This is a genomic window from Sphingomonas sp. J344, from assembly GCF_024700005.1.
Taxonomy (GTDB): Bacteria; Pseudomonadota; Alphaproteobacteria; order Sphingomonadales; family Sphingomonadaceae; genus Sphingomonas.
The window spans coordinates 396,453-421,296 of sequence record NZ_JAJONB010000002.1; the positions used below are offsets into that span (position 1 = coordinate 396,453).

At 66.2% G+C, this 24,844-nt stretch carries 17 protein-coding genes, 1 tRNA gene and 5 pseudogenes; 8 read left to right on the forward strand and 15 right to left on the reverse strand.

Annotation, left to right across the window (positions count from 1 at the left end):
* Window positions 1-7: 7 nt before the first annotated feature.
* The 6 genes and pseudogenes from LRS12_RS18120 to LRS12_RS20470 form a co-directional block, all read left to right on the forward strand.
* Window positions 8-1,021 (forward strand): inorganic phosphate transporter, encoded by a 1,014-nt coding sequence (locus LRS12_RS18120; RefSeq protein WP_257845886.1) that lies wholly within the window; start codon window positions 8-10, stop codon window positions 1,019-1,021.
* 70 nt (window positions 1,022-1,091) lie between these two features.
* Window positions 1,092-2,297 (forward strand): hydrolase, encoded by a 1,206-nt coding sequence (locus LRS12_RS18125; RefSeq protein WP_257845887.1) that lies wholly within the window; start codon window positions 1,092-1,094, stop codon window positions 2,295-2,297.
* Window positions 2,294-3,305, forward strand: a pseudogene (locus tag LRS12_RS18130) (arginine N-succinyltransferase). The gene LRS12_RS18125 and the pseudogene LRS12_RS18130 overlap by 4 nt, the downstream one beginning before the upstream one ends.
* Entirely contained in the window at window positions 3,292-4,551 is a 1,260-nt protein-coding gene (locus tag LRS12_RS18135) for an N-succinylarginine dihydrolase (RefSeq protein ID WP_257845888.1), read from the forward strand. The pseudogene LRS12_RS18130 and the gene LRS12_RS18135 overlap by 14 nt, the downstream one beginning before the upstream one ends.
* Window positions 4,552-4,626: 75 nt before the next feature.
* Window positions 4,627-4,842: a hypothetical protein gene (locus tag LRS12_RS18140; RefSeq protein WP_257845889.1), complete on the forward strand. Its 216-nt coding sequence runs from the start codon at window positions 4,627-4,629 to the stop codon at window positions 4,840-4,842.
* 1,056 nt (window positions 4,843-5,898) lie between these two features.
* Window positions 5,899-6,084, forward strand: a pseudogene (locus LRS12_RS20470) (sensor histidine kinase); the annotation flags it as partial.
* A gap of 191 nt (window positions 6,085-6,275) precedes the next feature.
* On the opposite strand, the pseudogene LRS12_RS18150 reads toward LRS12_RS20470, so the two are convergent.
* From LRS12_RS18150 to LRS12_RS18190, 9 genes and pseudogenes are all read right to left on the reverse strand, one after another.
* Window positions 6,276-8,286: pseudogene (locus tag LRS12_RS18150) on the reverse strand (biotin carboxylase N-terminal domain-containing protein).
* Entirely contained in the window at window positions 8,286-8,588 is a 303-nt protein-coding gene (locus tag LRS12_RS18155) for a hypothetical protein (RefSeq protein WP_257845890.1), read from the reverse strand. Before LRS12_RS18155 ends, LRS12_RS18150 begins: the two are co-directional and overlap by 1 nt.
* The gene (gene bioB, locus LRS12_RS18160; protein ID WP_257845891.1) at window positions 8,585-9,580 is read right to left on the reverse strand and encodes a biotin synthase BioB; all 996 of its coding nucleotides are present in this window, start codon (window positions 9,578-9,580) and stop codon (window positions 8,585-8,587) included. Before bioB ends, LRS12_RS18155 begins: the two co-directional genes overlap by 4 nt.
* On the reverse strand, window positions 9,577-11,715 hold the full coding sequence (gene scpA / locus LRS12_RS18165) for a methylmalonyl-CoA mutase (RefSeq protein WP_257845892.1): 2,139 nt from the start codon (window positions 11,713-11,715) through the stop codon (window positions 9,577-9,579). Before scpA ends, bioB begins: the two co-directional genes overlap by 4 nt.
* A gap of 160 nt (window positions 11,716-11,875) precedes the next feature.
* Window positions 11,876-12,655 (reverse strand): enoyl-CoA hydratase-related protein, encoded by a 780-nt coding sequence (locus LRS12_RS18170; RefSeq protein WP_257845893.1) that lies wholly within the window; start codon window positions 12,653-12,655, stop codon window positions 11,876-11,878.
* A complete protein-coding gene (gene mce / locus LRS12_RS18175) occupies window positions 12,652-13,074 on the reverse strand; it encodes a methylmalonyl-CoA epimerase (RefSeq protein WP_257845894.1) in 423 nt (140 codons plus the stop codon). The genes LRS12_RS18170 and mce overlap by 4 nt, the downstream gene beginning before the upstream one ends.
* Before the next feature lie 16 nt (window positions 13,075-13,090).
* Window positions 13,091-13,873: a hypothetical protein gene (locus LRS12_RS18180; protein WP_257845895.1), complete on the reverse strand. Its 783-nt coding sequence runs from the start codon at window positions 13,871-13,873 to the stop codon at window positions 13,091-13,093.
* Window positions 13,873-14,082: a hypothetical protein gene (locus LRS12_RS18185; RefSeq protein ID WP_257845896.1), complete on the reverse strand. Its 210-nt coding sequence runs from the start codon at window positions 14,080-14,082 to the stop codon at window positions 13,873-13,875. The genes LRS12_RS18180 and LRS12_RS18185 overlap by 1 nt, the downstream gene beginning before the upstream one ends.
* 9 nt (window positions 14,083-14,091) lie before the next feature.
* Window positions 14,092-15,617, reverse strand: a pseudogene (locus LRS12_RS18190) (acyl-CoA carboxylase subunit beta).
* Between the two features lie 115 nt (window positions 15,618-15,732).
* On the opposite strand from LRS12_RS18190, the pseudogene LRS12_RS18195 reads away from it, so the two are divergent.
* Window positions 15,733-17,124 (forward strand): annotated as a pseudogene (locus tag LRS12_RS18195) (short-chain fatty acyl-CoA regulator family protein).
* 256 nt (window positions 17,125-17,380) lie between these two features.
* Here LRS12_RS18195 and LRS12_RS18200 read toward each other — a convergent pair.
* Window positions 17,381-17,457, reverse strand: a tRNA-Arg gene (locus LRS12_RS18200).
* An 84-nt stretch (window positions 17,458-17,541) separates the two neighbouring features.
* On the opposite strand from LRS12_RS18200, the gene LRS12_RS18205 reads away from it, so the two are divergent.
* A complete protein-coding gene (locus LRS12_RS18205; RefSeq protein ID WP_257845897.1) occupies window positions 17,542-18,087 on the forward strand; it encodes a hypothetical protein in 546 nt (181 codons plus the stop codon).
* On the opposite strand, the gene LRS12_RS18210 is transcribed toward LRS12_RS18205, so the two are convergent.
* From LRS12_RS18210 to LRS12_RS20160, 5 genes are all read right to left on the reverse strand, one after another.
* Window positions 18,036-20,291: a fused MFS/spermidine synthase gene (locus tag LRS12_RS18210; RefSeq protein ID WP_257845898.1), complete on the reverse strand. Its 2,256-nt coding sequence runs from the start codon at window positions 20,289-20,291 to the stop codon at window positions 18,036-18,038. The two genes, LRS12_RS18205 and LRS12_RS18210, sit on opposite strands and share 52 nt — an antisense overlap.
* 14 nt (window positions 20,292-20,305) lie before the next feature.
* The gene (locus LRS12_RS18215) at window positions 20,306-20,845 is read right to left on the reverse strand and encodes a GNAT family N-acetyltransferase (protein WP_257845899.1); all 540 of its coding nucleotides are present in this window, start codon (window positions 20,843-20,845) and stop codon (window positions 20,306-20,308) included.
* Window positions 20,842-21,831, reverse strand: coding sequence for a porphobilinogen synthase (gene hemB, locus LRS12_RS18220; RefSeq protein ID WP_257845900.1), 990 nt, complete (start codon window positions 21,829-21,831; stop codon window positions 20,842-20,844). The genes LRS12_RS18215 and hemB overlap by 4 nt, the downstream gene beginning before the upstream one ends.
* Before the next feature lie 175 nt (window positions 21,832-22,006).
* Complete coding sequence (locus LRS12_RS18225) at window positions 22,007-24,688, reverse strand: valine--tRNA ligase (RefSeq protein WP_257845901.1); 2,682 nt, start codon at window positions 24,686-24,688, stop codon at window positions 22,007-22,009.
* Window positions 24,689-24,726: 38 nt separating this feature from the next.
* Window positions 24,727-24,831 (reverse strand): DUF2497 domain-containing protein, encoded by a 105-nt coding sequence (locus tag LRS12_RS20160; RefSeq protein ID WP_308223069.1) that lies wholly within the window; start codon window positions 24,829-24,831, stop codon window positions 24,727-24,729.
* Window positions 24,832-24,844: the final 13 nt, after the last annotated feature.

A 24,844-nucleotide genomic window follows, 5' to 3' on the forward strand; every position in this document is an offset into this window, starting at 1 on the left:
GCATCCCATGCACGAACTCGCTTTCCCGCTGCTCGTCGGCCTGATCATCCTCGCGCTGGCGTTTGACTTCTTGAACGGCCTCCACGACGCCGCCAATTCGATCGCTACGGTCGTCGCCACGCGGCTGCTCGGCCCGGTACAGGCCGTCGGATTCGCCGCCTTCTTCAACTTCGCCGCCTATTTCCTCACCCTCGCCTGGCCCGAGTTGCACAAGGTGGCGGAGACGATCGGCAAGGGGCTGATCGACAAGGATCTGGTCACCCCCGCCGTCGTGTTCGGCGCGCTGGTCGGCGCGATGTTCTGGAACGTCGTCACCTGGTGGAAGGGCATTCCCTCCTCGTCTAGCCACGCGCTCGTCGGCGGCATCGTCGGCGCGGGCGTCGCGCATGCCGGCTTCACCGGCATCCAGTGGAGCGGCCTCAACAAGACGCTGATCGCTATCGTGCTGTCGCCGCTGCTCGGCATGCTGCTGGCGATGCTGGTGATGCTGATGTCGAGCTGGGCGCTCCACCGCGTCGGCAACCGCAACGCAGAGAAGAGCTTCCGCTGGCTCCATCTCGTCTCCTCCGCTGCCTATTCGACCGCGCACGGCCTCAACGACGCGCAAAAGACGATGGGGATCATCACCGTGCTGCTCTATTCGACCGGCTATCTCTCGGGCGAATTCCATGTGCCGCACTGGGTCGCCATCGCCTGCTACATCGCAATCGCGTTGGGGACGTTATCCGGCGGGTGGAAGATCATCGAAACGATGGGAACGCGGATCACAAAATTGTCGCAGCATCAGGGGTTCAGCGCGTCGACCGGCGGGTCGATCATGGTGTTCACCGCCTCGCTGCTCGGCATTCCGGTTTCGACCACCCACACCATCACCGGCAGCATCATCGGCGCAGGAACCGCTCGGCGTGCCAGTGCCGTGCGCTGGGGCGTCGCGCAGAATGTGATCGCGGCATGGGTCATCACCATCCCCGCCTCGGCTGCAGTCGGCGCGCTGTTCTACATGCTCACGCGATTGTTCTAACTCGTAACTATTGTTACTTTTCCGGCCACAAGGGGTTCACCCGACGCGCGGGAGCCGATACACCCCCTGCATGGGGCTGACCGCAATCGAAGCCGCCGCCGTCGAGGCGGCCCGCGCCGCGCCGATGCTGGCGCAGGTCGAACGCTGGGTCGCGGTCAACAGCGGCACGCGCAACCTGACCGGCTTGGCGACGATGGCGGATTTGCTCGCCGATGCGTTCGCCGCCTTGCCCGGCGAGCTGGCGCTGGTCGAGCCCGCCCCGGTCGAGATGGTCGACACCAGCGGCACGGCCCAGTCACTGTCCGATGGCCGCCACCTCCACCTGCGCGTGCGTCCCGATGCACCGGTGCAGATGCTGTTCACTGGCCACATGGACACGGTGTTCCCCGCCGATCACCCCTTCCAGACCGCGACCTGGCTGCCCGATGGCAGCCTGAATGCCCCCGGCGCCGCAGACATGAAGGGCGGGCTGTCGCTTATGCTCGCCGCCCTGCGCGCGGTCGAGGCCACCCCCGCCTCAGCACGCTTCGGCTATGAAGTCGTCATCAACTCCGACGAGGAAACCGGATCCTTCGCCTCCGCTGCGCTGATCGCTCAGGCCGCGAAGAACAAGGTTGCCGCGCTCACCTACGAACCCGCGCTCCCCGATGGCACGCTGGCGGGCGCGCGTGGTGGGACCGGCAATTTCTCGATCGTCGTGCGCGGACGCAGCGCCCATGCCGGCCGCAACCCACGCGACGGACGCAACGCACTTGTCGCTGCGGCCGATCTCGCGCTGCGCCTGTCCCAGTTGATGACCGATGACTTGTCGGTCAACCCGGCGCGGATCGAGGGGGGCGGACCGAACAATGTCGTCCCCGATCTCGCCATCCTGCGCGTCAATTTCCGCCCCGCCTCGCCCGACGCCATCCAGCGCGCCGGAGCAGCGGTCCATGCCCTCGCTGAGAGCATCGCCACCGCGCACGACGTCGCGGTCCATGTCCATGGCGGCTTCAACCGCCCGCCCAAGCCGCTCGACCCCGGCGCCGAGCGGCTGTTCGGTCTGGTCAAGCAGGCCGGTGCCGATCTCGACATCCCCGTCGCCTGGAAGGCCACCGGCGGGGTGTGCGACGGCAACAACATCGCCGCGTGCGGCGTCCCCGTCGTCGATACGATGGGCGCACGTGGTGGCGCCATTCATTCGCAGGAGGAATTTCTGATCCCCGACAGCCTGCCCGAACGCGCGGCATTGTCCGCGCTGACCATCCTGCGCATCATCGAAAAGGGTGGCGTATGACCTTCATCATCCGCCCCGCCCGCGCCGACGACCTCCAGCATCTCTATGAGATGGCGAAGCTCACCGGCGGCGGCTTCACCAATCTCCCGCCTGAGAAACCGGCGCTGAAGGCCAAGCTCGAACGCAGCGCCGAAGCCTTTGCGCGTACCGACGATGCCAAGAAGGACGAACTGTTCGTCCTCGTGCTCGAAAACACCGACACGCAGGAGGTGCGCGGCACCTGCCAGATATTCACCCAGGTCGGCCAGCGCTGGCCCTTCTATTCCTACCGCATCGGTACGGTGACCAAGCATAGCGAGGCGCTCAATCGCACCTTTCGCGCCGAAATCCTCAACCTGGTCAACGACCTCGAAGGATCGAGCGAGGTCGGCGGGCTGTTCCTCCACCCCGGCGAACGCGCCGGGGGGCCTCGGTATGTTGCTCGCGCGCAGCCGCTATCTGTTCATCGCGATGCACCGTGCGCGCTTCGCCGACCGCATCCTTGCCGAACTGCGCGGCGTGATCGACGAGGCGGGCGGATCGCCCTTCTGGGACGGGGTCGCGGGCCGCTTCTTCGGGATGAATTTCCAGCAGGCGGACGAGTTCAACGCGATCCACGGCAACCAGTTCATCGCCGACCTGATGCCGCGCCACCCGGTCTATACCGCGATGCTGACCGACCATGCGCGCAGTGTGATCGGCGTCCCCCACCCCTCGGGCCGCGCGGCAATGCGGATGCTGGAGCATGAAGGCTTCGCGTTCGAGAATTACATCGACATTTTCGACGGCGGCCCGACCATGACCGCGCGCACCGACAATGTGATGACGATCCGCGACTGCCGCGCCGAAGCGGTTGCCGCGCTGGCTCCGGGGGGCGACGCAAGCATCATCGCGCGCGGCCAGCTCGCCGACTTCCGCGCGTGCCACGGCCGGATCGGCCGGTCCGACACGGGCGCAACGCTCGATCCCGCCGCCGCTGCCTTGCTCAACGTCCAACCCGGCCAGCAGGTCCACCATGCCCCGCGTTGAGATCAATTTCGACGGAATCATCGGCCCCAGCCACAACTACGCGGGCCTGAGCCACGGCAACCTAGCCGCCACCCGCAATCAGGGCGCGGTGTCGCAACCTCGCGCCGCCGCGCTGCAGGGCATCGCCAAGATGCGCGCCAACCTCGCGCTCGGGCTGACCCAGGGCATATTACTGCCCCACGCCCGCCCCGATCATCGCTGGCTGGACAGTCTCGCCACCCGCTACGCCGACGCCGCGGCGCATCTTCAGGCGCAGGCGCTGTCCGCCTCCGCGATGTGGGCCGCCAACGCCGCCACCGTCTCCCCCGCGCCAGACACGGCGGACGGACGCTGCCACCTCAGCGTCGCCAACCTCGTGACGATGCCGCATCGCAGCCATGAATGGCCCGAAACCCTCGCCCAACTGGACCTCGCATTTGCGCATGACGCCTTCCGCGTGCACGGCCCAGTCCCCGCCCCGTTCGGCGACGAAGGTGCTGCCAACCATATGCGCCTCGCCCCGGAGCATGATGCACCCGGCGTCGAAATCTTCGTCTATGGCGTCAGCGGTGGCCCCTTCCCCGCGCGCCAGCATCGCGAGGCCAGCGCGGCGGTCGCGCGCCGCCACGGTCTCGACCCCGCCCGCACCTTGTTCGTCGAGCAATCGGAAGAAGCCATCGCCGCTGGTGCCTTCCACAACGACGTCGTCGCGGTCGCGAACGCCAATGTCCTGTTCGCGCACGAACTGGCCTTTGCGGACAAGAATGCGTTCTACGCTGATCTGCGCAAGCTGCTGCCGCGCGTCGAGATCGTCGAAGTACCCGCAGCTGAAGTCAGCCTGGCCGATGCGATCAGCTCCTATCTGTTCAACGCCCAGCTGGTGACGCTGCCCGGCGGCGAGACCGGCCTCATCCTGCCGACCGAGGCGCGCGACACGCCCAGCGTGTGGACCTGGCTCCAGCGCCATGTCGCCGGCAATGGCCCGATCCGCCATCTGGAGGTGGTCGATGTCCGCCAGTCGATGGCCAATGGCGGCGGCCCCGCCTGCCTGCGCCTGCGCGTCGTCGCCGATCCCGCGACGGTCGATCCCCGCTTTCTCGTCGATGCCACCAAGCTCGACCGGATTGCCGCAGTGATCGAGGCGCACTGGCCCGAACGGATCGCTCAGGACGAGATTGGCGATCCCACGCTCATCGCACGCGTCGAAGCGGCCCGAACAGCTTTACTCGGAGCCCTTGCGATCGCGCCTTCGGAGCTGTCGGGTTAATTGACAGGTAACCATAAGCCTTAACCCGAACCCCGCCAATTCCGCACTTGGCCCGGCTCTTGCGTTAAGGCTAGCATGTTCGCGCGCATCAAACGCCTGTTCACGATCAAGACCCGATTCGAGGCGTTCCTCGTCATCTATGGTCTCGGGCTGGGGGCGGTCGACCGCGGGACGCATTATCTGGAGCAATATCCGGGCTGGGGCGGATGGGTGCTTTTCGCGCTCTGCCCCATCGCGGTGTTCATGGCCGGCGGACGAATCCTCGATTCGCTCGATGCCGGGATCGAATAGAGTTTGAACGGCCGTGGGGGCGGCCGGAATGGGGAGACAAAGGTGCGGTTGTTTCGGGGCATGTTCACGGCGCTGGCGGCGCAGGCATTGCTGATCGTGGCCGTGGCGGGCGGGGGCCTGCTGTGGAACGTCCATACCAGCAGCGAACGGTTGCTGCGCAATCGCGACGCCGAGCATCTCGAGACATTTGCCGCGCTCGCTGGTGAAGCGGCGGCGGCGGGCAAGCCATTCGACCGGATCATCGCCGACCTCGACCGCCGCGACCCCCTGATCCTCGGTAATCGCGTTGCATTTGTCGGCGATGGCGATCGCCTTCTCGCCGGCCCCGCCGCCGGCCCCGCGCTGGTCGAGCGTCCTGTGGTGGTCGATGGCCGCACCGTTGCGCGCGCGCGCGTCGTTCGCCCGCCGCTGTTGACCGACCGCGACCGCACGCTGATGCGCGACCATTATATCGGCATTGGCGCGATCTTGGCAGGCGTCCTCGCCCTGTTGCTTGGCGCGGCCTATTGGCTCGCCGGGCGCTGGGCGAAGCCGCAGCGTGAGCTGCTGCGCCTCAGTCATGAGGTCGCCGACGGCGATGGCGACATCTATTTCGATGAGCACGGCCCGCGTGAGATCGTCGGCACGATGCGCAATCTGCGCCGCATCGCCAACCGCTTCGAGCGGATCGAGACCGCGCGCCGCACCTGGCTGGTGATGATCGCCGAGGAGCTGCGCGAGCCGATCGCCTCGCTCGGCGGCCATCTCGCGGAACTGCAGGAGGCGCTCACCGCCGAACCCGAGTTCAAGGCGGCGATCGAATCCGACCAGAACCGCCTCGCCCGCATGGCCGAGGACCTCCACGCGGTCGCGCTCGCCGATCTCGGCCGCCTGCCGCTACGCTTCGCCGATGTCGATCCGCGCGCGCTGATCCACAACACGATTTGGAGCCACGGCAAGCGCGCCGAGGCGGCGGGCGTGCGGCTCGAAACGAGCAACCTGCCGCCCTACACCATCCTGGTGAAGTGGGACGCCGAGCGGATCGAGCAGTTGTTCGGGGCGCTGATCGAAAATTCGATGCGCTATGTCCCGCGTGGCGGACGGATCGTCCTCGGCCTCGAAAGCCAGAAGGATGCGTGGCGACTGATCGTCGACGACAACGCCCCGGGCATCGACGTCGACCTCGCCCAACAGTTGTTCGAGCCCTTTTACCGTGCCAATGCAAAGGACACGCCGGGCGGCTCTGGCCGCAGCCTCGCCACCGCGCGCGCCATCGTCGAGGGGCATCACGGCCGGATCGAGGCGAGCAACTCCCCCGATCGGCGGCCTGCGCATCACCGTAGTGCTGCCCGCAAGCCCGCCAATGGCCTGATGCATCTTCTCAGCCCCTCCCGCTTGCGGGAGGGTGGGGAGGGTCTTCTTCTGTTTCTTCGTAGAGAGCGCGTCTCCGCGCCTTACTCGAATTCCAGGATCGCCGCATCCACCGCCAGGCTGTCGCCAGCGGCAAAGTTGATCGCCTTGACCACGCCCGATTTCTCGGCGCGCAGGATATTCTCCATCTTCATCGCCTCGACCACCGCCAGCGGCTGTCCGGCCTCCACCTTCTCGCCTTCGCCCACCTCGATCCGGGTCAGCAGCCCCGGCATCGGCGCGAGCAGGAAGCGGCTCATGTCGGGCGGGATCTTCTCGATCATGTGCCGCGCCAGTTGGGCGACGCGCGGGGAATGGACGGTCACCTTGTGCGTCGCCCCGCGCGTGGCCAGCGTCCAGCCCGCCCGCGTCCGTGCAACCCGCACCGCTAACGAAGCATCGCCCGATCGCGCCACTGCCAGCCGATCGCCTGGCGACCATTCGATATCGCCCGCAACCAGCACGTCATCGACCACCGCGCCATCGCCCAGTGTCACCGCATGGTCGATCCCACCGATCCGCACCACCCAGTCGCATGAAGTCGCCGGATTCGCGCCCAACTGCCCCGAAATCTGCGCCGCGCGCTCCGCCTGACGCCAGTGTACCGCTGCTGCCACCGCCGCGAGCTGTCGCGTCAGTCCCGCGTCGGCAGGAGCGCCTTCGAACCCGTCGGGATATTCCTCGGCGATGAACCCGGTGGTCAGCGCGCCAGACCGGAAGCGCGGATGCTGCATCAGCGCGGAGAGGAAATCGACACTATGGCCAAGCCCGTCGATCTCGAACGCATCGAGCGCAGCCACCTGCAGATCCGCCGCCGCGTCGCGCGTCGGACCCCAGGTGATCAGCTTGGCGATCATCGGGTCATAGAACATGCTGACCTCGCCCCCCTCGACGACGCCATCGTCGACCCGGACGTACCCCTCACCGCCCACATCGCCATAGGGCGTCTCCTGCGCCTCAGGCGGCGCATAGCGCACCAACCGCCCGGTGCTCGGCAGGAACCCGCGATACGGATCCTCGGCATAGACGCGGTTCTCGATCGCCCAGCCGGTCAGCGTGACCTCATCCTGCGTGAACGCCAGCTTCTCCCCCGCCGCCACGCGGATCATCTGCTCGACCAGATCGAGCCCCGTGATCGCCTCGGTTACCGGATGCTCGACCTGAAGCCGGGTATTCATCTCAAGGAAGTAGAAGCCCTCCCCGGTCTTGTCGGCACCGGAAACGATCAGCTCGACGGTGCCCGCGCTGTAATATCCAACCGCCCGCGCCAGCGCGACCGCCTGCTCGCCCATCTTGCGGCGCATCTCGGGCGTGACGAAGGGCGAGGGCGCTTCCTCGACCACCTTCTGGTGCCGCCGCTGGATCGAACATTCGCGCTCGCCCAGATAGACGATGTTGCCATGCTGATCGCCGATCAGCTGGATCTCGATATGGCGCGGCTGTTCGATGAACTTCTCGATGAACACGCGATCATCGCCGAACGACGCCAGCCCCTCGCGCTTGGTCGCCTCAAAGCCCTCGCGAACGTCCTGCTCGCTCCACGCCAGCCGCATCCCCTTGCCGCCGCCGCCGGCCGAGGCCTTCATCATCACCGGATAGCCGATATCGGTAGCGATCCGCACCGCCTCGTCGGTATCGGCGATCTCGCCCAGATAGCCGGGGACGACATTGACCCCCCGCCGCCTTGGCGAGCTTCTTGGACTCGATCTTGTCCCCCATCGCCGCGATCGCATTCGCCGGCGGCCCGACAAAGGCGATCCCCGCCTCCGCACACGCCTTGGCAAAGCTCTCGCGCTCCGACAGGAATCCGTAACCCGGATGGATCCCGTCCGCGCCCGTCGCCTTGGCCGCGGCAAGGATCAGCTCCGCCTTGAGATAGCTCTCCGCCGCCGGCGCCGGCCCCAGCCGCACCGCCTCATCCGCCATCAACACATGCGGCGCACGCGCATCGGCATCGGAATAGACCGCGACCGTCGCAATCCCCATCCGCTTGGCGGTGCGGAACACGCGGCACGCAATCTCGCCGCGATTGGCGACCAGGATTTTCTTGAACATCAGAACTTACTTTCCGGATTTGCCACCTGATGAGGAACAAGCGCCCAGCGCCACAACAACGACAGCGGTAGAAGCCAGACCACGAGTGCGAGGATCGAAACCCAACCGTAGCCTGGGGTGAATAGGGCCCCGCTCACGACCAGAACGAAGTAGGCCATCGCCCCGATACCAAGCCACAAAACGCTACCAATGATGCCCAGCACCACCCTGCCCCATACGGGGACAGCCTGAGAAACTGCATCTAACTCAGAAGCACGTCGATCGACATTGGCGTTCGCAGAGGCGTCATGGCGGTAGATCACTCCGCCGCCTCCAGCTCCGCCTTCATCTCAGCCTGCATCGCCCGCATCCCCAGCCGCGCGAACAGTGCCGCGTCCTTGTCGTCCCCGGCATTGCCGGTGGTCAGCAGCTTGTCGCCGGTGAAGATCGAATTCGCCCCGGCCATGAAGCACAAAGCCTGCGTCTCATCGCTCATGCTCTCGCGCCCGGCGGACAGCCGCACCATCGATTCCGGCATCGTGATCCGCGCCACCGCGACCGTGCGCACGAACTCGATCTGGTCGATCTTCGCCAGCGGCGTGTCATGGAGCATGTCACCCAGCACCGTGCCCTTGACCGGCACCAGCGCGTTCACCGGCACGCTCTCGGGATGCTTGGGCAGCGTCGCCAGCGCATGGATAAAGCCGACGCGATCCGCCCGCGTCTCGCCCATCCCGACGATCCCGCCGCAGCACACGTTGATCCCCGCCTCGCGCACATGGTCCAGCGTTTCCAGCCGGTCCTCGAACGTCCGCGTGGTAATCACCTCGCCATAACGCTCGGGCGAGGTGTCGATATTGTGGTTGTAATAATCCAGCCCCGCATCGGCGAGCTGCGCCGCCTGCCCCTCGGTCAGCATGCCCAGAGTCATGCAGGTTTCCATGCCCATCTGGCGCACGCCCTTCACCATCTCGACGATGGCGGGCATGTCGCGGTCCTTGGGGTTGCGCCACGCCGCACCCATGCAAAAGCGCGACGAGCCATTGTCCTTGGCCTGCGCCGCCGCCTGCAGCACCGCGCGGACATCCATCAGCTTGGTCGCCTTCAGGCCCGTCTCGGCATGGGTGGACTGGTTGCAGTAGCCGCAATCCTCCGGGCACCCCCCGGTCTTGATGCTCAGCAGCGTCGACAGCTGCACCTCGTTGGCCGCGAAGTGTGCGCGGTGCACGGTCGCGGCCTGATAGACCAGCTCCATGAACGGCAGGTCGAACAGCGCGGCGATCTCTTCGCGGGTCCAGTCGGTACGGGCAGTCATTCTGCGGCATCCTCTTCGGGCGGCATATTGTGGCCGAGCAGCGTAAGCACTTCTTCAGCGGCGTTCACAAGGTTCGTTCCGGGGCCAAAGATCGCCTGAACCCCCGCGTCGCGCAGCACCTGATAATCCTGCGCCGGGATCACTCCGCCCGCGATCACCTTGATATCAGGCCGCCCCGCGTCGCGCAGATGCCCGATCAGCTGGGGGATCAGCGTCTTGTGCCCCGCGGCAAGGCTCGACGCGCCGACAACGTCGACATCCTCCGCCACCGCCAGCTCGGCGGCCTCCTGCGGCGTCTGGAACAGCGGGCCGGGCACGACCTTGAACCCAAGGTCGCCGAACGCCGAGGAGACGAGGTTCGCCCCGCGATCATGTCCGTCTTGCCCCATCTTCGCGACCAGCATGCGCGGCTTGCGCCCCAGCCTCCGCTCGGTCGCGGCGACGCCGTCCTTCAGCCGCTCCCAGCGCGCGTCCGCATCATAGGCGCCGCCATAGACGCCCTTGACCGGCGTCGGCACCGTGCCGTGTCGGCCGAACACATCCTCCATCGCCAGGCTGATCTCGCCCAGCGTCGCGCGATGCCGCGCCGCCGCGACCGCCAGCTCGAGCAGGTTGGCATCGCCCCGCGCGCCCTCACGCAGCGCATCGAGCGCCGCGCGACACGCGGCATCATCGCGCGATGCTTTGACCCGCGCGATCCGCGCCACCTGCGCCTCGCGCACGGCATGGTTGTCGACGTCGAGGATGTCGATCGGGTCTTCCTCGGCCTTGCGGTATTTGTTGACCCCGACGATCACCTGCTCGCCGCGGTCGATCCGCGCGGCGGTGGCGGCGCTTGCTTCCTCGATCATCGCCTTGGGCCAGCCGGCGGCAACCGCCTTGGCCATCCCGCCCTCGGCCTCGACCCGCTCGATAATCACCCACGCCTTGTCGACCAGCTCGTTGGTCAGCGCCTCGACATAGTAGCTTCCGCCCAGCGGATCGACGACATTGGTCATGCCCGTCTCTTCCTGGATCACCAGCTGGGTATTGCGGGCGATGCGCGCGGAGAAATCGGTCGGCAGCGCGATCGCCTCGTCCAGCGCATTGGTGTGCAGGCTCTGCGTCCCGCCCAGCATCGCCGCCATCGCCTCGATCGTGGTGCGGATGACGTTGTTGTACGGGTCCTGCTCGGTCAGCGACACGCCACTGGTCTGGCAGTGGGTGCGCAGCATCTTGCTGCGCTCGTCCTTCGCGCCCAGCTGCGTCATCACGCGATGCCACAACACCCGCGCCGCCCGCAATTTAGCGACTTCCATGAAGAAGTTCATACCGATTGCGAAGAAGAAGCTGAGCCGCCCGGCGAACTTGTCGATGTCGAGGCCTGACGCGACGCCGTATTTCACATATTCCATGCCGTCGGCGATGGTGAAGGCCAGCTCCTGCACCTGCGTCGCCCCGGCCTCCTGCATATGATAGCCGGAGATCGAAATGCTGTTGAATTTCGGCATTTTAGCCGACGTATATGCAAAAATGTCCGAAATGATCCGCATCGACGGCTCGGGCGGGTAGATATAGGTATTGCGGACCATGAACTCCTTCAGAATGTCGTTCTGAATGGTCCCGTCGAGCAGGCTCTTGTCGACCCCCTGCTCCTCCCCCGCAACGATGAAGAAAGCGAGGATCGGGATCACCGCGCCGTTCATCGTCATGGAAACCGACATCTGGTCGAGCGGGATGCCGTCGAACAGGATCTTCATATCCTCGACGCTGTCGATCGCCACGCCCGCCTTGCCGACGTCACCCGTCACGCGCGGGTGGTCGCTGTCATATCCGCGATGCGTCGCCAGATCGAACGCGACCGACAGCCCCTTTTGCCCCGCCGCCAGGTTGCGCCGGTAGAAGGCGTTGGATTCCTCGGCGGTCGAAAAGCCCGCATATTGCCGGATCGTCCAGGGCCGCCCGGCATACATCGACGCCCGCACCCCGCGCGTGAACGGCGCAAATCCGGGCAGCCCCGGATCGGCGGTCACGTCCTCGGCCGTATACAGCGGCTTGACGTCAATCCCCTCCGGCGTGCGCCACGTCAGGTCGCGGCCCTTCACTTCCTTGTCGGCCAGCGCCTTCCAGTCGGCGGGGGTGGGCTTGTCGGTCAAATTCCCTCTCCCTTTGGGAGAGGGAAGGAGCCGCGCAGCGGCGGAAGGGTGAGGGTGACGATCGCGAGGTCACCCTCACCCTTCCCACCCGGCTGCGCCGGGCGGGCCCCCTCCCTCTCCCAAGCGGAGAGGGAGGCTTGGCACATCGTCAGCGTCATCATCACTTACCCTTGAACTCCGGCGCGCGCTTGCCGAGGAACGCCATCACGCCTTCGCGGAAATCCTCGGTCTTGCCCGCGATGCGCTGATGCGCCGCCTCGACGCTCAGCGTCTCCGACAGCGTGTTGTTGAGCGCCGCCTTCACCTGCGCCCGGATCAGGCCCAGCGCGACAGTCGGCTTGGCGGCAAGCGTCGCGGCGAGCTTCCCCGCCTCCGCCATCAGCGCATCGTCCGCGACCACGCGCGCGACCAGCCCCGCATCCTTGGCGTCATCGGCGAACATCTTCTCGCCCAGCAGCGCCATCTCCAGCGCCTTGGCCCGCCCCGCCGACTTGGCGACCAGCCAGGTCGCGCCGCAATCGGGCACCAGCCCGATATTGCTGAATGCCAGCAGCAGATAGGCGCTCTTCGCCATCACCACGATATCGCCGCCCAGCGCGATTCCGACGCCCGCCCCCGCCGCCGGCCCGTTGATCGCGGTCACGATCGGGATCGGCAGCTTCGACAACGTCTCGGCGAGCGGGTTGTAGTGGAACTCCAGGCTCTCCGCCGGGTCGACCGGCCCCTGATCCATCCGCCCGGCCAGGTCCGCGCCCGAACAGAATGCCCGCCCCTCCCCGGTCAGCAGCACCGCCCGCGCGCCCTCATTCACCGCGCGCAGCAGCGACGCGCGGATCAGGTCGAGCATGTCGAACGTCACCGCGTTCAGCCGGTCGGGCCGGTTGAGCCGGATCGTCGCGACGCCACTGTCGAGGCTGTAAAGGACGGTCTCGTCGGTCAATGCGCCTCTCCCTTCGGCGTTTCCATGATCTCGGTCAGCACCCCGCCCATGTCGCGCGGGTGGACGAAGAAGATCGGCGTCCCATGCGCCCCGATCCGCGGCTCACCCAGCACCCGCGCGCCCCTAGCCTCGAACCACGATTTGGCTTCGTGGATGTCAGGCACCTCGTAACAGACATGATGCTGCCCGCCCGCCGGGTTCTTTGCCAGAAACCCGTGGATCGGCGAGTCCGCGCCCAGCGGCTCGATCAGCTCGATCTGCGTATTCGGCGTATCGACGAAGCACACCTTCACCCCCTGCGCGGGCAGGTCGAAGGGTTCGTGGATCGTCCCCGCGCCCATCACGTCGCGATAGAAAGCGATGCTGTCCGCAATCGAAGGCGTCGCAACGCCGATATGGTTGAGGCGGCCGAGTTTCATGGCATCATTCCCGGGTTCAGCACGACAGCCGCGACTCCTTCTGAAGCGGGACGAACTTGCCATCGCGATATTCATAGCGTTCGACGAACTTCGCCGTCCCGCTCGCCTGCACCGCGAACGACTTGCCCTTCACGATATCGACGATCTCGCCCTCCAGCTTGCTCAGCGGTTCGCCGCCAAAGGTCTTGCCGGTCGCCTCATCGACCGCGCCCTCGTTTGACGCCGACAGCCAGATGCGCTCCGACTGGACCGGCCCGTCGGGCTTCAATTCGGTGATCGACGCGCCACCGCACGAATAGCCCTGCGCGGTGTCGCCGCTTTCGACATAGATGGCGGGATTGTCGGTGAACTCATTCGTCACCCGCCATTCCGGCTCCGCACCCCAGCCCGAGCCACGCACCAGCGTCGGCCACTTCCCGGTCACCGCGAAGCCGTCGCCCTGAGGCTTGAGATAGGCAATCGCCAGCGCCCCCGAACAGGCATGACAGTCGGACTCATTCGCCCCGGGGCTCAGCAGCACCGCAATGTCGCCGATCCACAGCAACTGACCCGGCGTCACGTTGATGACCCCGGCATCGTCCTCCTGCACCTGCGCCGCACCATCCTTGCCATAGGTCGTGCGGAAGGCGAGCTTGAGCTGTTCCGCCTCAGGCAAGGCGCGCACACCGGTTGCACTCGGGGTCGCAGACGGCGTCGCCGCGGTCGCGTTGCCGCTATCGGGTTCCTGCTGGCAGCCCGCCAGCAGCGCTACCGCGCCCGCTAGAGTGAAAAGGACATAGGTGAGCCGACGGGGAGTCATCAGACCTTCTCCGCAACAAGCAGCATGCCGAATGCCGCAAAAACGAGAAAACCAGCGGTTCCGCCAACCACTCCAGCCCACCAAAGCCAAGGGTAGGACTCCTCGCCTTCTCCAATACCAAGGCGCACCGTCCGCTCGTTTGTACGAAGCAATTTGAACGCCAGAAAACCGCTACCGAGGGCCAAATAGAATGGTGCAAAGAGTTCCATCACCACACCCTAAAGCGGAATATTGTCATGCTTCTTCCACGGATTTTCGAGGCTCTTGTTCCTCAGCTTCCGTAGCCCCAGCGCGATCCGCCGCCGGGTCGAATGCGGCATGATCACCTCGTCGACAAACCCCTTGCTCGCCGCGACGAACGGGTTGGCGAAGCGCGCCTCATATTCCGCCGTCTTCTCGGCGATCTCTTCCGGCGTGCGCCCGCGAAAGATGATCTCGACCGCGCCCTTGGCGCCCATCACCGCGATCTCCGCCGTCGGCCAGGCATAGTTCAGATCGCCGCGCAGATGCTTCGACGCCATCACATCATACGCGCCGCCATAGGCCTTGCGCGTGATCACCGTGATCTTGGACACGGTCGCCTCGGCATAGGCGAACAGCAGTTTCGCGCCATGCTTGATGATGCCGCTATGCTCCTGCCCGACGCCCGGCAGGAAGCCCGGCACGTCGACAAAGGTCACGATCGGATCTCGAACGCATCGCAGAAGCGCACGAACCGCGCCGCCTTCTTGCTCGAATTGATGTCGAGCACCCCGGCCAGCACCATTGGCTGGTTCGCGACGATACCGACGGTCCGCCCCTCGATCCGCCCAAAGCCGATGATGATGTTGCCGGCATGCGCCGGCTGCACTTCGAAGAAGTCGCCCTCGTCCACCGTTTTGCGGATCAACTCATGCATGTCATAGGGCTGGTTGGCGCTCGGCGGGATCAGCGTGTCGAGGCTGTCCTCGATACGATCCCACGGGTCGGTGCACGGCCGCTCGGGCACGCTCTCGCGATTGCTCGCGGGAAGGAAGTCCACGAAGTCGCGCGCCGCCAGCAGCGCCTCGATGTCATTCTCGAACGCCACATCGGCAACGCCCGACTTCGTGGTATGCGTCACAGCTCCGCCCAGTTCCTCCTGCGTGACGATCTCGTTGGTAACGGTCTTCACTACATCCGGGCCGGTGACGAACATGTACGATGAATCCTTCACCATGAAGATGAAGTCGGTCATCGCGGGAGAATAAACGGCCCCGCCTGCGCAAGGACCCATGATCAGCGAAATCTGCGGCACCACGCCAGACGCCAGCACATTGCGCTGGAACACCTCGGCATAGCCGGCGAGCGACGCGACGCCCTCCTGAATGCGCGCGCCGCCGCTGTCGTTCAGGCCGATCACCGGCGCGCCGACCTTCATCGCCATGTCCATGATCTTGCAGATCTTCTGCGCGTGCCGTTCGGAAAGCGACCCGCCGAACACGGTGAAGTCCTGGCTGAACACGAAGACGAGGCGGCCGTTGATCGTGCCGCTGCCAGTGACCACGCCGTCACCCGGCACAACCTGATCGGGCATCCCGAAATCGACGCAATTATGCTCGACATACATGTCCAGCTCTTCGAACGATCCCTCGTCGAGCAGCACTTCCAGCCGCTCGCGCGCGGTCAGCTTGCCCTTGGCATGCTGCGCGTCGATCCGCTTCTGCCCGCCGCCCAGCCGGGCCGCGGCGCGGCGGCGTTCGAGTTCCTCGATCGTCGAAGACATTGCCTTGCTCCCTGGGCTCTACCCCCTGCCCCGCGTCCCTGCACAGGACACCCGCGCACATGCAAATGCAATGTTGCGAAGTTGCATCTTACAACTCCGCATATATGGTGAAGTCATGGAGCAACGCCGCCGCCTCTTCGCCGGAACGCGGGTCCGCGACCTGCGCAAGCGCCTGTCCCTGCCCCAGGCGGCGCTCGCCGCGCGGCTCGGCGTCTCGGTCAGTTACCTCTCGCAGATCGAGAATGAGGAACGCCCGCTCACCCCGCCGGTGCTGGTCGCGCTCAGCCGCGAGTTTCCCGATCTATGGGGCGAAGTCGGCAGCGACGACGGAACCGCCGAACTGATCCGCGCGATCGAGGCAGCGACCGACACCAGCATCGCAGCAGGGACGCTCGACGAAGCCGCAGTGCAGCGTGGGGTCGAGAAACACCCCGGCCTCACCCGCCGCATGGTCGCGCTGCACGATGCGTGGCGGCGCGCCCAGGCGCAGCTGCGCGTGCTCGACGACAAGGTCGAGAGCGGTGCCGGGCGCGGGGGCGCGCTGCCATGGGAGGCGGTGCGCGACTGGTATCAGGCCGAAGGAAACTACATCGATCCGCTCGACCGCGCGGCGGAGACGCTGGCAGACAGCTTCGACCATCCCCGCGCGATCGAGGATCGGCTGCGCACCTGGCACGGCATCGCGATCGATGAGGCACGTGACGACGATACGCGCCTGTCGCACTTCGATCCCGATGCGCGACGGCTGGTGATCAGCGGGGTCGTGACGCCCGAAAGCCGCGCATTCCTGCTGGCCCAGAGGCTCGCACGCCTCGAATTTTCCAACGAAATGCGCGCGGTCGCCGACGCAAGCGGGCTTGCCACACCCGCTGCACGCGAACTGCTCGCGCTCGGCCTCGCCAACTATGCCGCCGGCGCGCTGCTGATGCCCTACACCCGCTTCCGTGAGGCGGCACGTGCGCTGCGCCACGATATCGACCGGCTGCGTCAGCGCTTCGGCACCAGCTTCGAACAGGCATGCCATCGCCTTTCGACGCTCCAGCGGCCGGGCGCGCTGGGCACCCCCTTCTTCTTCTGCCGTGTCGATATGGCGGGGAACATCACCAAGCGGCACTCGGCGACGCGGCTGGAATTCGCCCGTTTCGGCGGCGCGTGCCCGCTCTGGGTGGTGCATGAGGCGGTTGCGATTCCCGACCAGAATCCTGACTCAGCTGGCGGAGACGCCCGATGGCGCGCGCTACGTCATCATGGCCAAGGGGCTGGTGAAGCCTTCGGCCAGCTACGACCGCCCCCCGCGCCGCTATGCCGTGGCGCTGGGATGCGAGGAGGCGCATGCGGGCGAGTTCGTCTATGCCGATGGCCTGCGCCCGGGCGGACTCGCGACACCGATCGGGACCAGCTGCCGCATCTGCCCGCGCGCGGAGTGCGACCAGCGCGCCTTCCCCCGGCGGCAAGCGAGATTCGGATCGACCCGGATGTCCGCGCGCCAGTGCCCTATATCTTCTAGGCCCGGCTATTCGGTTCGCTCGGTCGGCGGGGTATAGCCGGGGTCCGGCTCGCGACGCTTGCACCGCCGACAGGTTCGATACCCCTCGCGTGCGCGGCTGCGATTCCAGCTATGCCCACGAATCAGACAGGCAAAGCTATGAAAAATGGCCATGGAGATGCTTAACACGATCTCCACGAAGCCAATTCATGTATTTGTCGATTTGGGTAACAAGCAACAAAGCCCCGCCAACCCATTGGGATGGCGGGGCTTTGAATGGCGCACCCGGAACGATTCGAACGTCCGACCCTCAGATTCGTAGTCTGATGCTCTATCCAGCTGAGCTACGGGTGCGCAGTGGAGGGGCGCTGATAGAAGCGGTTTTCGCGAAACGCAAGCCCGTTGCGCAGAGTTTCTTCGCGGCATACACCCGCCGCGATGCGACACCTGGTCTTCCTTGCGCTCCCCCTCGCGCTGTGCGCCTGCAGCACCGTCAGCGATGGCTATCCCTCGCTCCTGCCTCGCCCGATCGAATCGCGGGACGCGGGTGAGGTGGTGCGCCCCGACCCGGTCGTGACGCCCGACGCAGCGCTGGAGTCCCGGATCACGGAACAGGTCGCTGCAGCCGATAGGATCGCAACGCGCTTCCGCTCGCTCGCGATGGAAACCGAATCGCGGGTCGCGATTGCGCGCGGGGTCGCGCCGGGTGGCGAAAGCTGGGTCGCAGCTCAGGTGGCACTGGCCGACCTCAATGGCGTGCGCGGTGAGACCGTGGCGATCGTCACGAGCCTTGAAGCGACGGCCGCCGAACGGCTGAGCGCCGGCACGCCCCCTATCCCGCGCTCGACGCGGCAATCGCCAAACTTTCCAGCATCGCCGCCGAACAGACTGAAAAGGTTCAGGCGCTCGAGGATGCCCTGGCCGAGTAACTCTCAGGGCAGATCCTTGTTCAGGCTGCGCAACACCGGCAGAATCGTCGCATAATCGTCGGTCCAGGGGGTAAAGTCAGCCCGACCCTCCAGGCGTCGCCAGCCTTCCCCGCGTGCGGTCAGCTGCGCCAGCTTCTCGGGCGAGCGCGACAGTGCGATCCAGTCCGACGTAGCCGCCTCGTTCAGCTCCTCGATCAGCGCCGGGTGATAGGTCAGCTGCGCTGCCGACCATCCGCCCAGCTTCGCCGCGCGCTCGACCACCGGCTCCAGCGACAGGAACCGGTTCGAGATATGGACGAGCAACAGCCCGTCCTTGGCCAGCACGCGATCATAGGTCGCGAACGCCTCCAGCGTCATCAGATGCATCGGCACCGCGTCGGAGGAAAAGGCGTCCAGCACGAGCAGATCGAGACTGTGTGCCGGCTCTTCCACCAGCCGCAACCGCGCATCGCCCAATATGATCTTCGCGTCGGGCAGGCATTGCTCAAGGAATCGGAACGGCCCGCGCGCCAGATCGACCACCGCCGGATCGATCTCGTAGAAGCGCCACGACTGGCCCGGCTTGGCATAACAGGCGAGCGTCCCGGTCCCCAGCCCGACCACGCCGACCCGCGCGTTGGGGCCATAAAGCGGCGGCAACGCCTGCATCGCCTGCCCCACCCCCGATCCGGGGACATAATAGGTAGTCGGCAGCTTCAGCCGCTCGGGATTCCCCTCCAGCTGGACGCCGTGCAGCGTCGTGCCGTGCGCCAGCCGCTTCTGATCGGCGAGGTCGGTGATCGTATAGACGCCGAAGTATGACCGCGTCCGCAGATCGCCCTGCCAGCTCATCGCGATCGAGCGGAACCCGCCGAACAGGAACAGCGCGCCGGCCAGCACGATCATGAACGGTACCCGCATGCCCACGGTGAACAGCCCGATCACCGCCAGCGTCAGATACAGGATCCCGGCCTGCCTCTCGCCAAGAAGGTCCGACCCCTTCGAGACGCCGAACCAGACGATCAGCGCGACGATCAGCGCAATGGCAAGGATACGGACCCGCCGCCCCTGCCCCGGTTCACCCCAGAGCCGCTGAAAGAACGGCAACAGCCATTCCTGCGGCACCAGCAACCCGGCGGCGAGGATCAGGATCGGATATTCATAGGTCCAGTCGAACACCAAGGGCGCGACCAAAGCCGCGAACACCCCGCCCAACGCCCCGCCCACCGACATCGCGAGGTAGAATCCGGTCAGCCGATCCGGCTCGGGCCGTAGATCGTACATATGCGTGTGCAGCGCGACCGCGACCATGAACAGCAGCGCCAGCGCCATCAGCGCATTCAGCTCGGGATTGGCGTTGTGCCCGGCGATCATCAGCCCGCCGAACAACAGGATCGTGATCGGCGCGAACCGGGTCAGCACCACCGCCACCGCGCGCCGCGTCGCGAACGCAATCGTAAAGCTCAGCAGATACAGGCCCAGCGGCAGCACCCACAGCATCGGCACCGCAACGATATCGGTCGTCAGAAAGCTCGACGTCGCCAGCATCAGCCCAGAGGGGACAAAGGCCAGCGCGATCCAGTGCGCCACGCGCCGCTTCGACGGCGGCGCACTGGTCGCATGGACATGCGGCTCGTCCGCCACCTTGCGCGGCAACAGCAGCGCGCACGCCGCGACCGCGACGAACACCAGCGCATAGCCACCGGTCCACAGCCAGCTTTGCGCATGCAGCGCCATCCCCGGCTCGACCAGCAGCGGATAGGCGATCAACCCGCCGAAACTCCCGACATTCGACGCGGCATAGAGCGCGTAGGGATCGCGCCCGCCCGAAGCTGCGGCGAACCAGCGCTGCAGCAACGGCGCCTGCGCCGAGATCGCGAAAAACAATGGCCCAATCGACGCGGCAAGCAACCACGGCACCCACACCGCCGGCTCGGCATCCGCCGGCATCTGCATCGCCATCAGCCCGATCGGCAGCCAAAGCGCCGCAACCGCAAGCACCGCCAGATGGATCATCGCCTGCCGCCGCACCGGCACCCGGCCCAGCCAGTGCGCATATGCATAGCCACCCAGCAGCAGCGCCTGATAGATCAGCATCGCGCTGTTCCAAACAGCGGGCGCGCCGCCGAGCCGCGGCAGCGCCATCCGCGCGATCATCGGCTGGACCAGGAACAGCAGGAAGCTGCCGAGCAGGATCGTGACGACGAACAGCGGGCCGCCTACGCCCTTCAGCCATCCGGGCGCGCCCGGCTGTGGTTCGGCGACTGCTTCGGCGCTCATCGCCTCCCCTTCTCTCACGCTATACTGACGGGGCGATTGATGCGGTAGGTGACGATGTGGCGCAAGGGGTCATCCGCCGCAAAGGCGTGATGCTCGAAATCGCCCCCCGCGACATAGGTCATGCCGAGCCGCTCCATCATCGCCCGGCTGGCGGCATTGCGCTGCGAGGTGATCGCCACGATGTGCGCGACATCAAGATTGACCCAGCCCCAGTCGAGCACCGCGACCATCGCCTCCAGCGCATAGCCCTGACGCCAGTAGCTTCGCGCGAGCATCCACCCCGCCTCGACCTGCCCCGCGATCGGGTTGGGTGGATCGCCGCGCTTGAGCCCGCAAAAGCCCATTACCGCATTATCCTCCTTGCGGATGACGCTCAGGAACCCCAGCCCCTCGTGCCGATACCCCGCATGCCGCGCCAGCGCCGCCGCGCTCGCCGCATCGTCCTTGACCGCCCCCAGATCGGCCATCACCGCCGGATCGGCCCACATCGCGTAGAGCGCCGGGTGGTCGGCCTCCACCGGCGGGCGCAGCAATAACCGCTCGGTCTCGATCATCCGCCCATCAGCCGCGCCGCATGAAGCGCGTGGTAGGACAGCACCCCGCTGCACCCGGCGCGCTTGAACGCCATCAGAGTTTCGAGCACCAGCGCGTCGCGGTCGCCCGCGCCCACCGCAGCTGCCGCCTCGATCATCGCGTACTCGCCGCTCACCTGGTACGCGAACACCGGCACTTCGAACCGCTCCTTCACGCGGCGGACGATATCTAGATATAGCAACCCCGGCTTCACCATCACGCTGTCCGCGCCTTCGTCGAGGTCGAGCGCGACCTCGCGCAGCGCCTCTTCGGCATTGGCGGGGTCCATCTGATAGGTCTTCTTGTCGCCCTTGAGCAGCCCGCGCGATCCCACCGCATCGCGGAACGGGCCGTAGAAGGCCGAGGCATATTTGGCGGCATAGGCCATGATCTGGACGTTGACGAAGCCCTCATCCTCCAGCGCCTCGCGGATCAGCCCGACCCGCCCGTCCATCATGTCGCTCGGCGCGATCACGTCCGCCCCGGCGCGCGCCTGGTTAAGCGCCTGCCCGACCAGCACCTCCGCCGTCTCGTCATTCAGAACATAGCCCGCCGCATCGACCAGCCCGTCATGGCCATGCGCAGTATAGGGGTCGAGCGCGACATCGGTCAGCACGCCGATATCCGGCACCGCATCCTTGATCGCCCGGATCGCGCGGCACATCAGATTGTCGGGATTGAGCGCCTCGCCGCCATCCTCGGTGCGCAGCTCGGGCGGCGTGTTGGGAAACAGCGCCAGGCAGGGGATCCCCGCCGCCGCCGCGCCTTTCGCCTGCGCGACGATCGCGTCGACGGACCAGCGCGACACGCCGGGCAGGCTGGCGATCGGCTCCTCGACGGCGTTGCCTTCCGTCACGAACAGCGGCCAGATCAGGTCCGCGGGGGTGAGCACCGTCTCGGCATGAAGCCGCCGGCTCCAGGCCGAACTGCGAGTGCGACGAAGGCGAAGCGCGGGATAGTGGGACATGCCCGACCTGATGCCTCCCGGCGTTGAGAGAGGCAAGCACACAATCCTCCCCCGCCAGGGGGAGGTGGCGCCGAAGGCGACGGAGGGGGAGGACGGCGACGATCTCTCGAGCGTCGTGCTTCCTCCCCTCCGTCAGCTGTGCTGACACCTCCCCCTGGCGGGGGAGGATTAATGGTTACCCCAGTCGCCCCAGCGCTGCGCCCAACCGCGCCGCTTCGGCCGACTTCTCGGCATGGTCCGCCCGCGCCTTCTCCACCGCCTCGGGCTTGGCCTTTTCGGCAAAAGCAGGGTTGGACAGCCGCGCGTTGAGGCTATCCCGCTCCTTCTCCGCCGCCGCGATCGCCTTGGTCAGGCGCGCGCGTTCGGCGTCGAGATCGATCACGCCTTCGAGCGGGAGGACATAGGTCGCCTCGTCCACCACGATCTGCAATGCGCCGCCCGCCGGCGCCGCGCCCTCGGCGCGGTCGACGCGGGCCAGACGGCTCAGCGCCGCATTCTGGCGCGCAAGCCGCTCCAGCGTGTCGGCATGCGCATCGCGCACGTGCAGCGCCAGCCGTGCGCCCGGCGGTACGTTCAGCTCGGTCCGCGCCGCGCGCAGCTCGCTCACCAGCCGGATCAGCCAGTCGATCTCCTGCGCCGCCTCGGGATCGAGCGCGCGCGCATCCGCCATCGGCCATTTGGCGGCGATGATCGGGTAATCCGGGCGTTCGCCCATCTTCGACCACAGCTCTTCGGTGATGAAGGGCATGAACGGGTGGAGCATGACGAGGATCTGGTCGAGCACCCAGCCCGCGACCTGCCGCGTCTCCTCGGCTCCCTCGGCGCCTTCGGTCTGGAGCACCGGCTTGATCAACTCCAGATACCAGTCGCAGAAGCGGCTCCAGGTGAACTGGTAGATGGTGTTGGCCGCGCCGTCGAACCGATGGTCGGCAAAGGCGATGTCCATCGCCTGCACCGTGGACACCGTCTCCGCGATAATCCACTTGTTCACCGCGAGCGTGGCGCGAGGAGCCTCGACATGTTCGCTTGCGCGAATCCCGTTCGACTGCGCGAACCGCGCCGCATTCCACAGCTTGGTCGCGAAGTTGCGATACCCCTCGACGCGCTTTTCATCCATCTTCACGTCGCGGCCCTGGCTCTCCATCGCCGCCATGAAGAAGCGCAGCGCGTCCGCGCCATATTGGTCGATCAGACCCAGCGGATCGACGACATTGCCCTTGGACTTGGACATCTTCGCGCCATCAGCGGCGCGGACAAGCCCGTGCAGATACAAGGTCTTGAACGGCACTTCTTTCATGAAGTGCAAACCCTGCATCATCATCCGCGCATCCCAGAAGAACAGGATGTCGAAGCCGGAAATCAGCACATCATTGGGATAACGCCCGCCGAGCGTCGGGTCGTCATTCTCGGGCCAGCCCAACGTCGCGAACGGCCACAGCGCGGAGGAAAACCAGGTATCGAGAACATCCTCGTCCTGCGTCAGGGCAACGCCCTCACCCGCCTGCGCCTGAGCTTCGGCTTCGTTTTCAGCGACATAGACGCTGCCGTCCTCGGCGAACCACGCCGGAATCCGATGCCCCCACCACAGCTGGCGGCTGACGCACCACGGCTGGATGTTCTCCATCCAGTTGAAATAGGTCTTTTCCCAGCTCTTCGGCACGACCTTGGTCGCGCCCGACCGCACCGCCTCGATCGCGGGTTTCGCCAGCGTCGCCGCGTCGACATACCATTGGTCGGTCAGCCACGGTTCGATCACCACGCCCGAGCGGTCGCCGAACGGCGTCTGGATCTTGCGCGGCTCTGCGTCGTGTTCGTTGCCGTCCTTGTCGGTCCAGGGAACGAGGAAACCCTCGTCCTTCAGCCGTGCCACGACCTTCTCACGCGCGTCGAAGCGGTCGAGGCCGATCAGCTCGGCCGGGATCAACCCGTCCGAAGTCTGGCAAAGCATCGCCTTGGCATCGAGCATATTGAGCATGTCGCGCGCCTCGATTCCGGCGCGGCGGCCGACTTCGAAGTCATTGAAGTCATGGCCCGGCGTGATCTTGACCGCGCCCGACCCCAGTTCGGGATCGGCATGTTCGTCGGCGACGATCGGGATCAGGCGGCCGGTGATCGGTAGCTTGACCTGCTTGCCGACCAATGCGGCATAGCGCTCATCGGTCGGGTGCACCGCTACCGCCATATCGGCCAGCATCGTTTCCGGCCGCGTCGTCGCGACAAGGATAAAGCCGCTGCCATCGGCGAGCGGATAACGCAGGTGCCAGAACTTGCCGGCAACCTCGCGCGTCTCGACCTCAAGGTCGCTGATCGCGGTTCCGAGGCCCGGGTCCCAGTTCACCAGCCTTTTGTCGCGGTAGATCAGGCCCTGCTTGTGGAGGTCGACAAAGACCTTGAGCACGGCCTTCGAAAAGCCCTCGTCCATCGTGAAGCGCTCGTCGGACCAGTCCATCGAACAGCCGAGGCGCCGCAGCTGACCGGTGATCGCCCCGCCGCTCTCGGCCTTCCACTCCCACACCTTTGCGACGAACTCCTCGCGGGTGAAGTTGGTGCGCTTCTGCTGGCGTTCGTTGAGCTGGCGCTCGACCACCATCTGCGTCGCGATGCCGGCATGGTCCATGCCGACCACCCAGCGCGCGTCCATGCCCTTCAGCCGCGCATGACGGACGAGAATGTCCTGCAGCGTATTGTCGAGCGCATGGCCGATATGCAGCGAGCCGGTGACGTTCGGCGGCGGGTTGACGATCGTCCAGGGCTGCGCGCCCGGACGTTCCGGCCGGAACAGCCCGTTGCTTTCCCAATAGGCGTACCAGCGCTGCTCGATATCGGCGGGGTCGAAGGTCTTTGGAAGTTCGCTCATGCCCCGCCCTCTAACGGGCGGGACGGCTTAGGCAAGACTCAGTCCCGCCCCGCCGCAATCCGCGAAATCTCGCGCTGGACCATTTCCTCGACCATGCGCGGCAGATTGGCGTCGAGCCAGTCGCGCAGCATGGGGCGGATCATCTCGCGCACCATG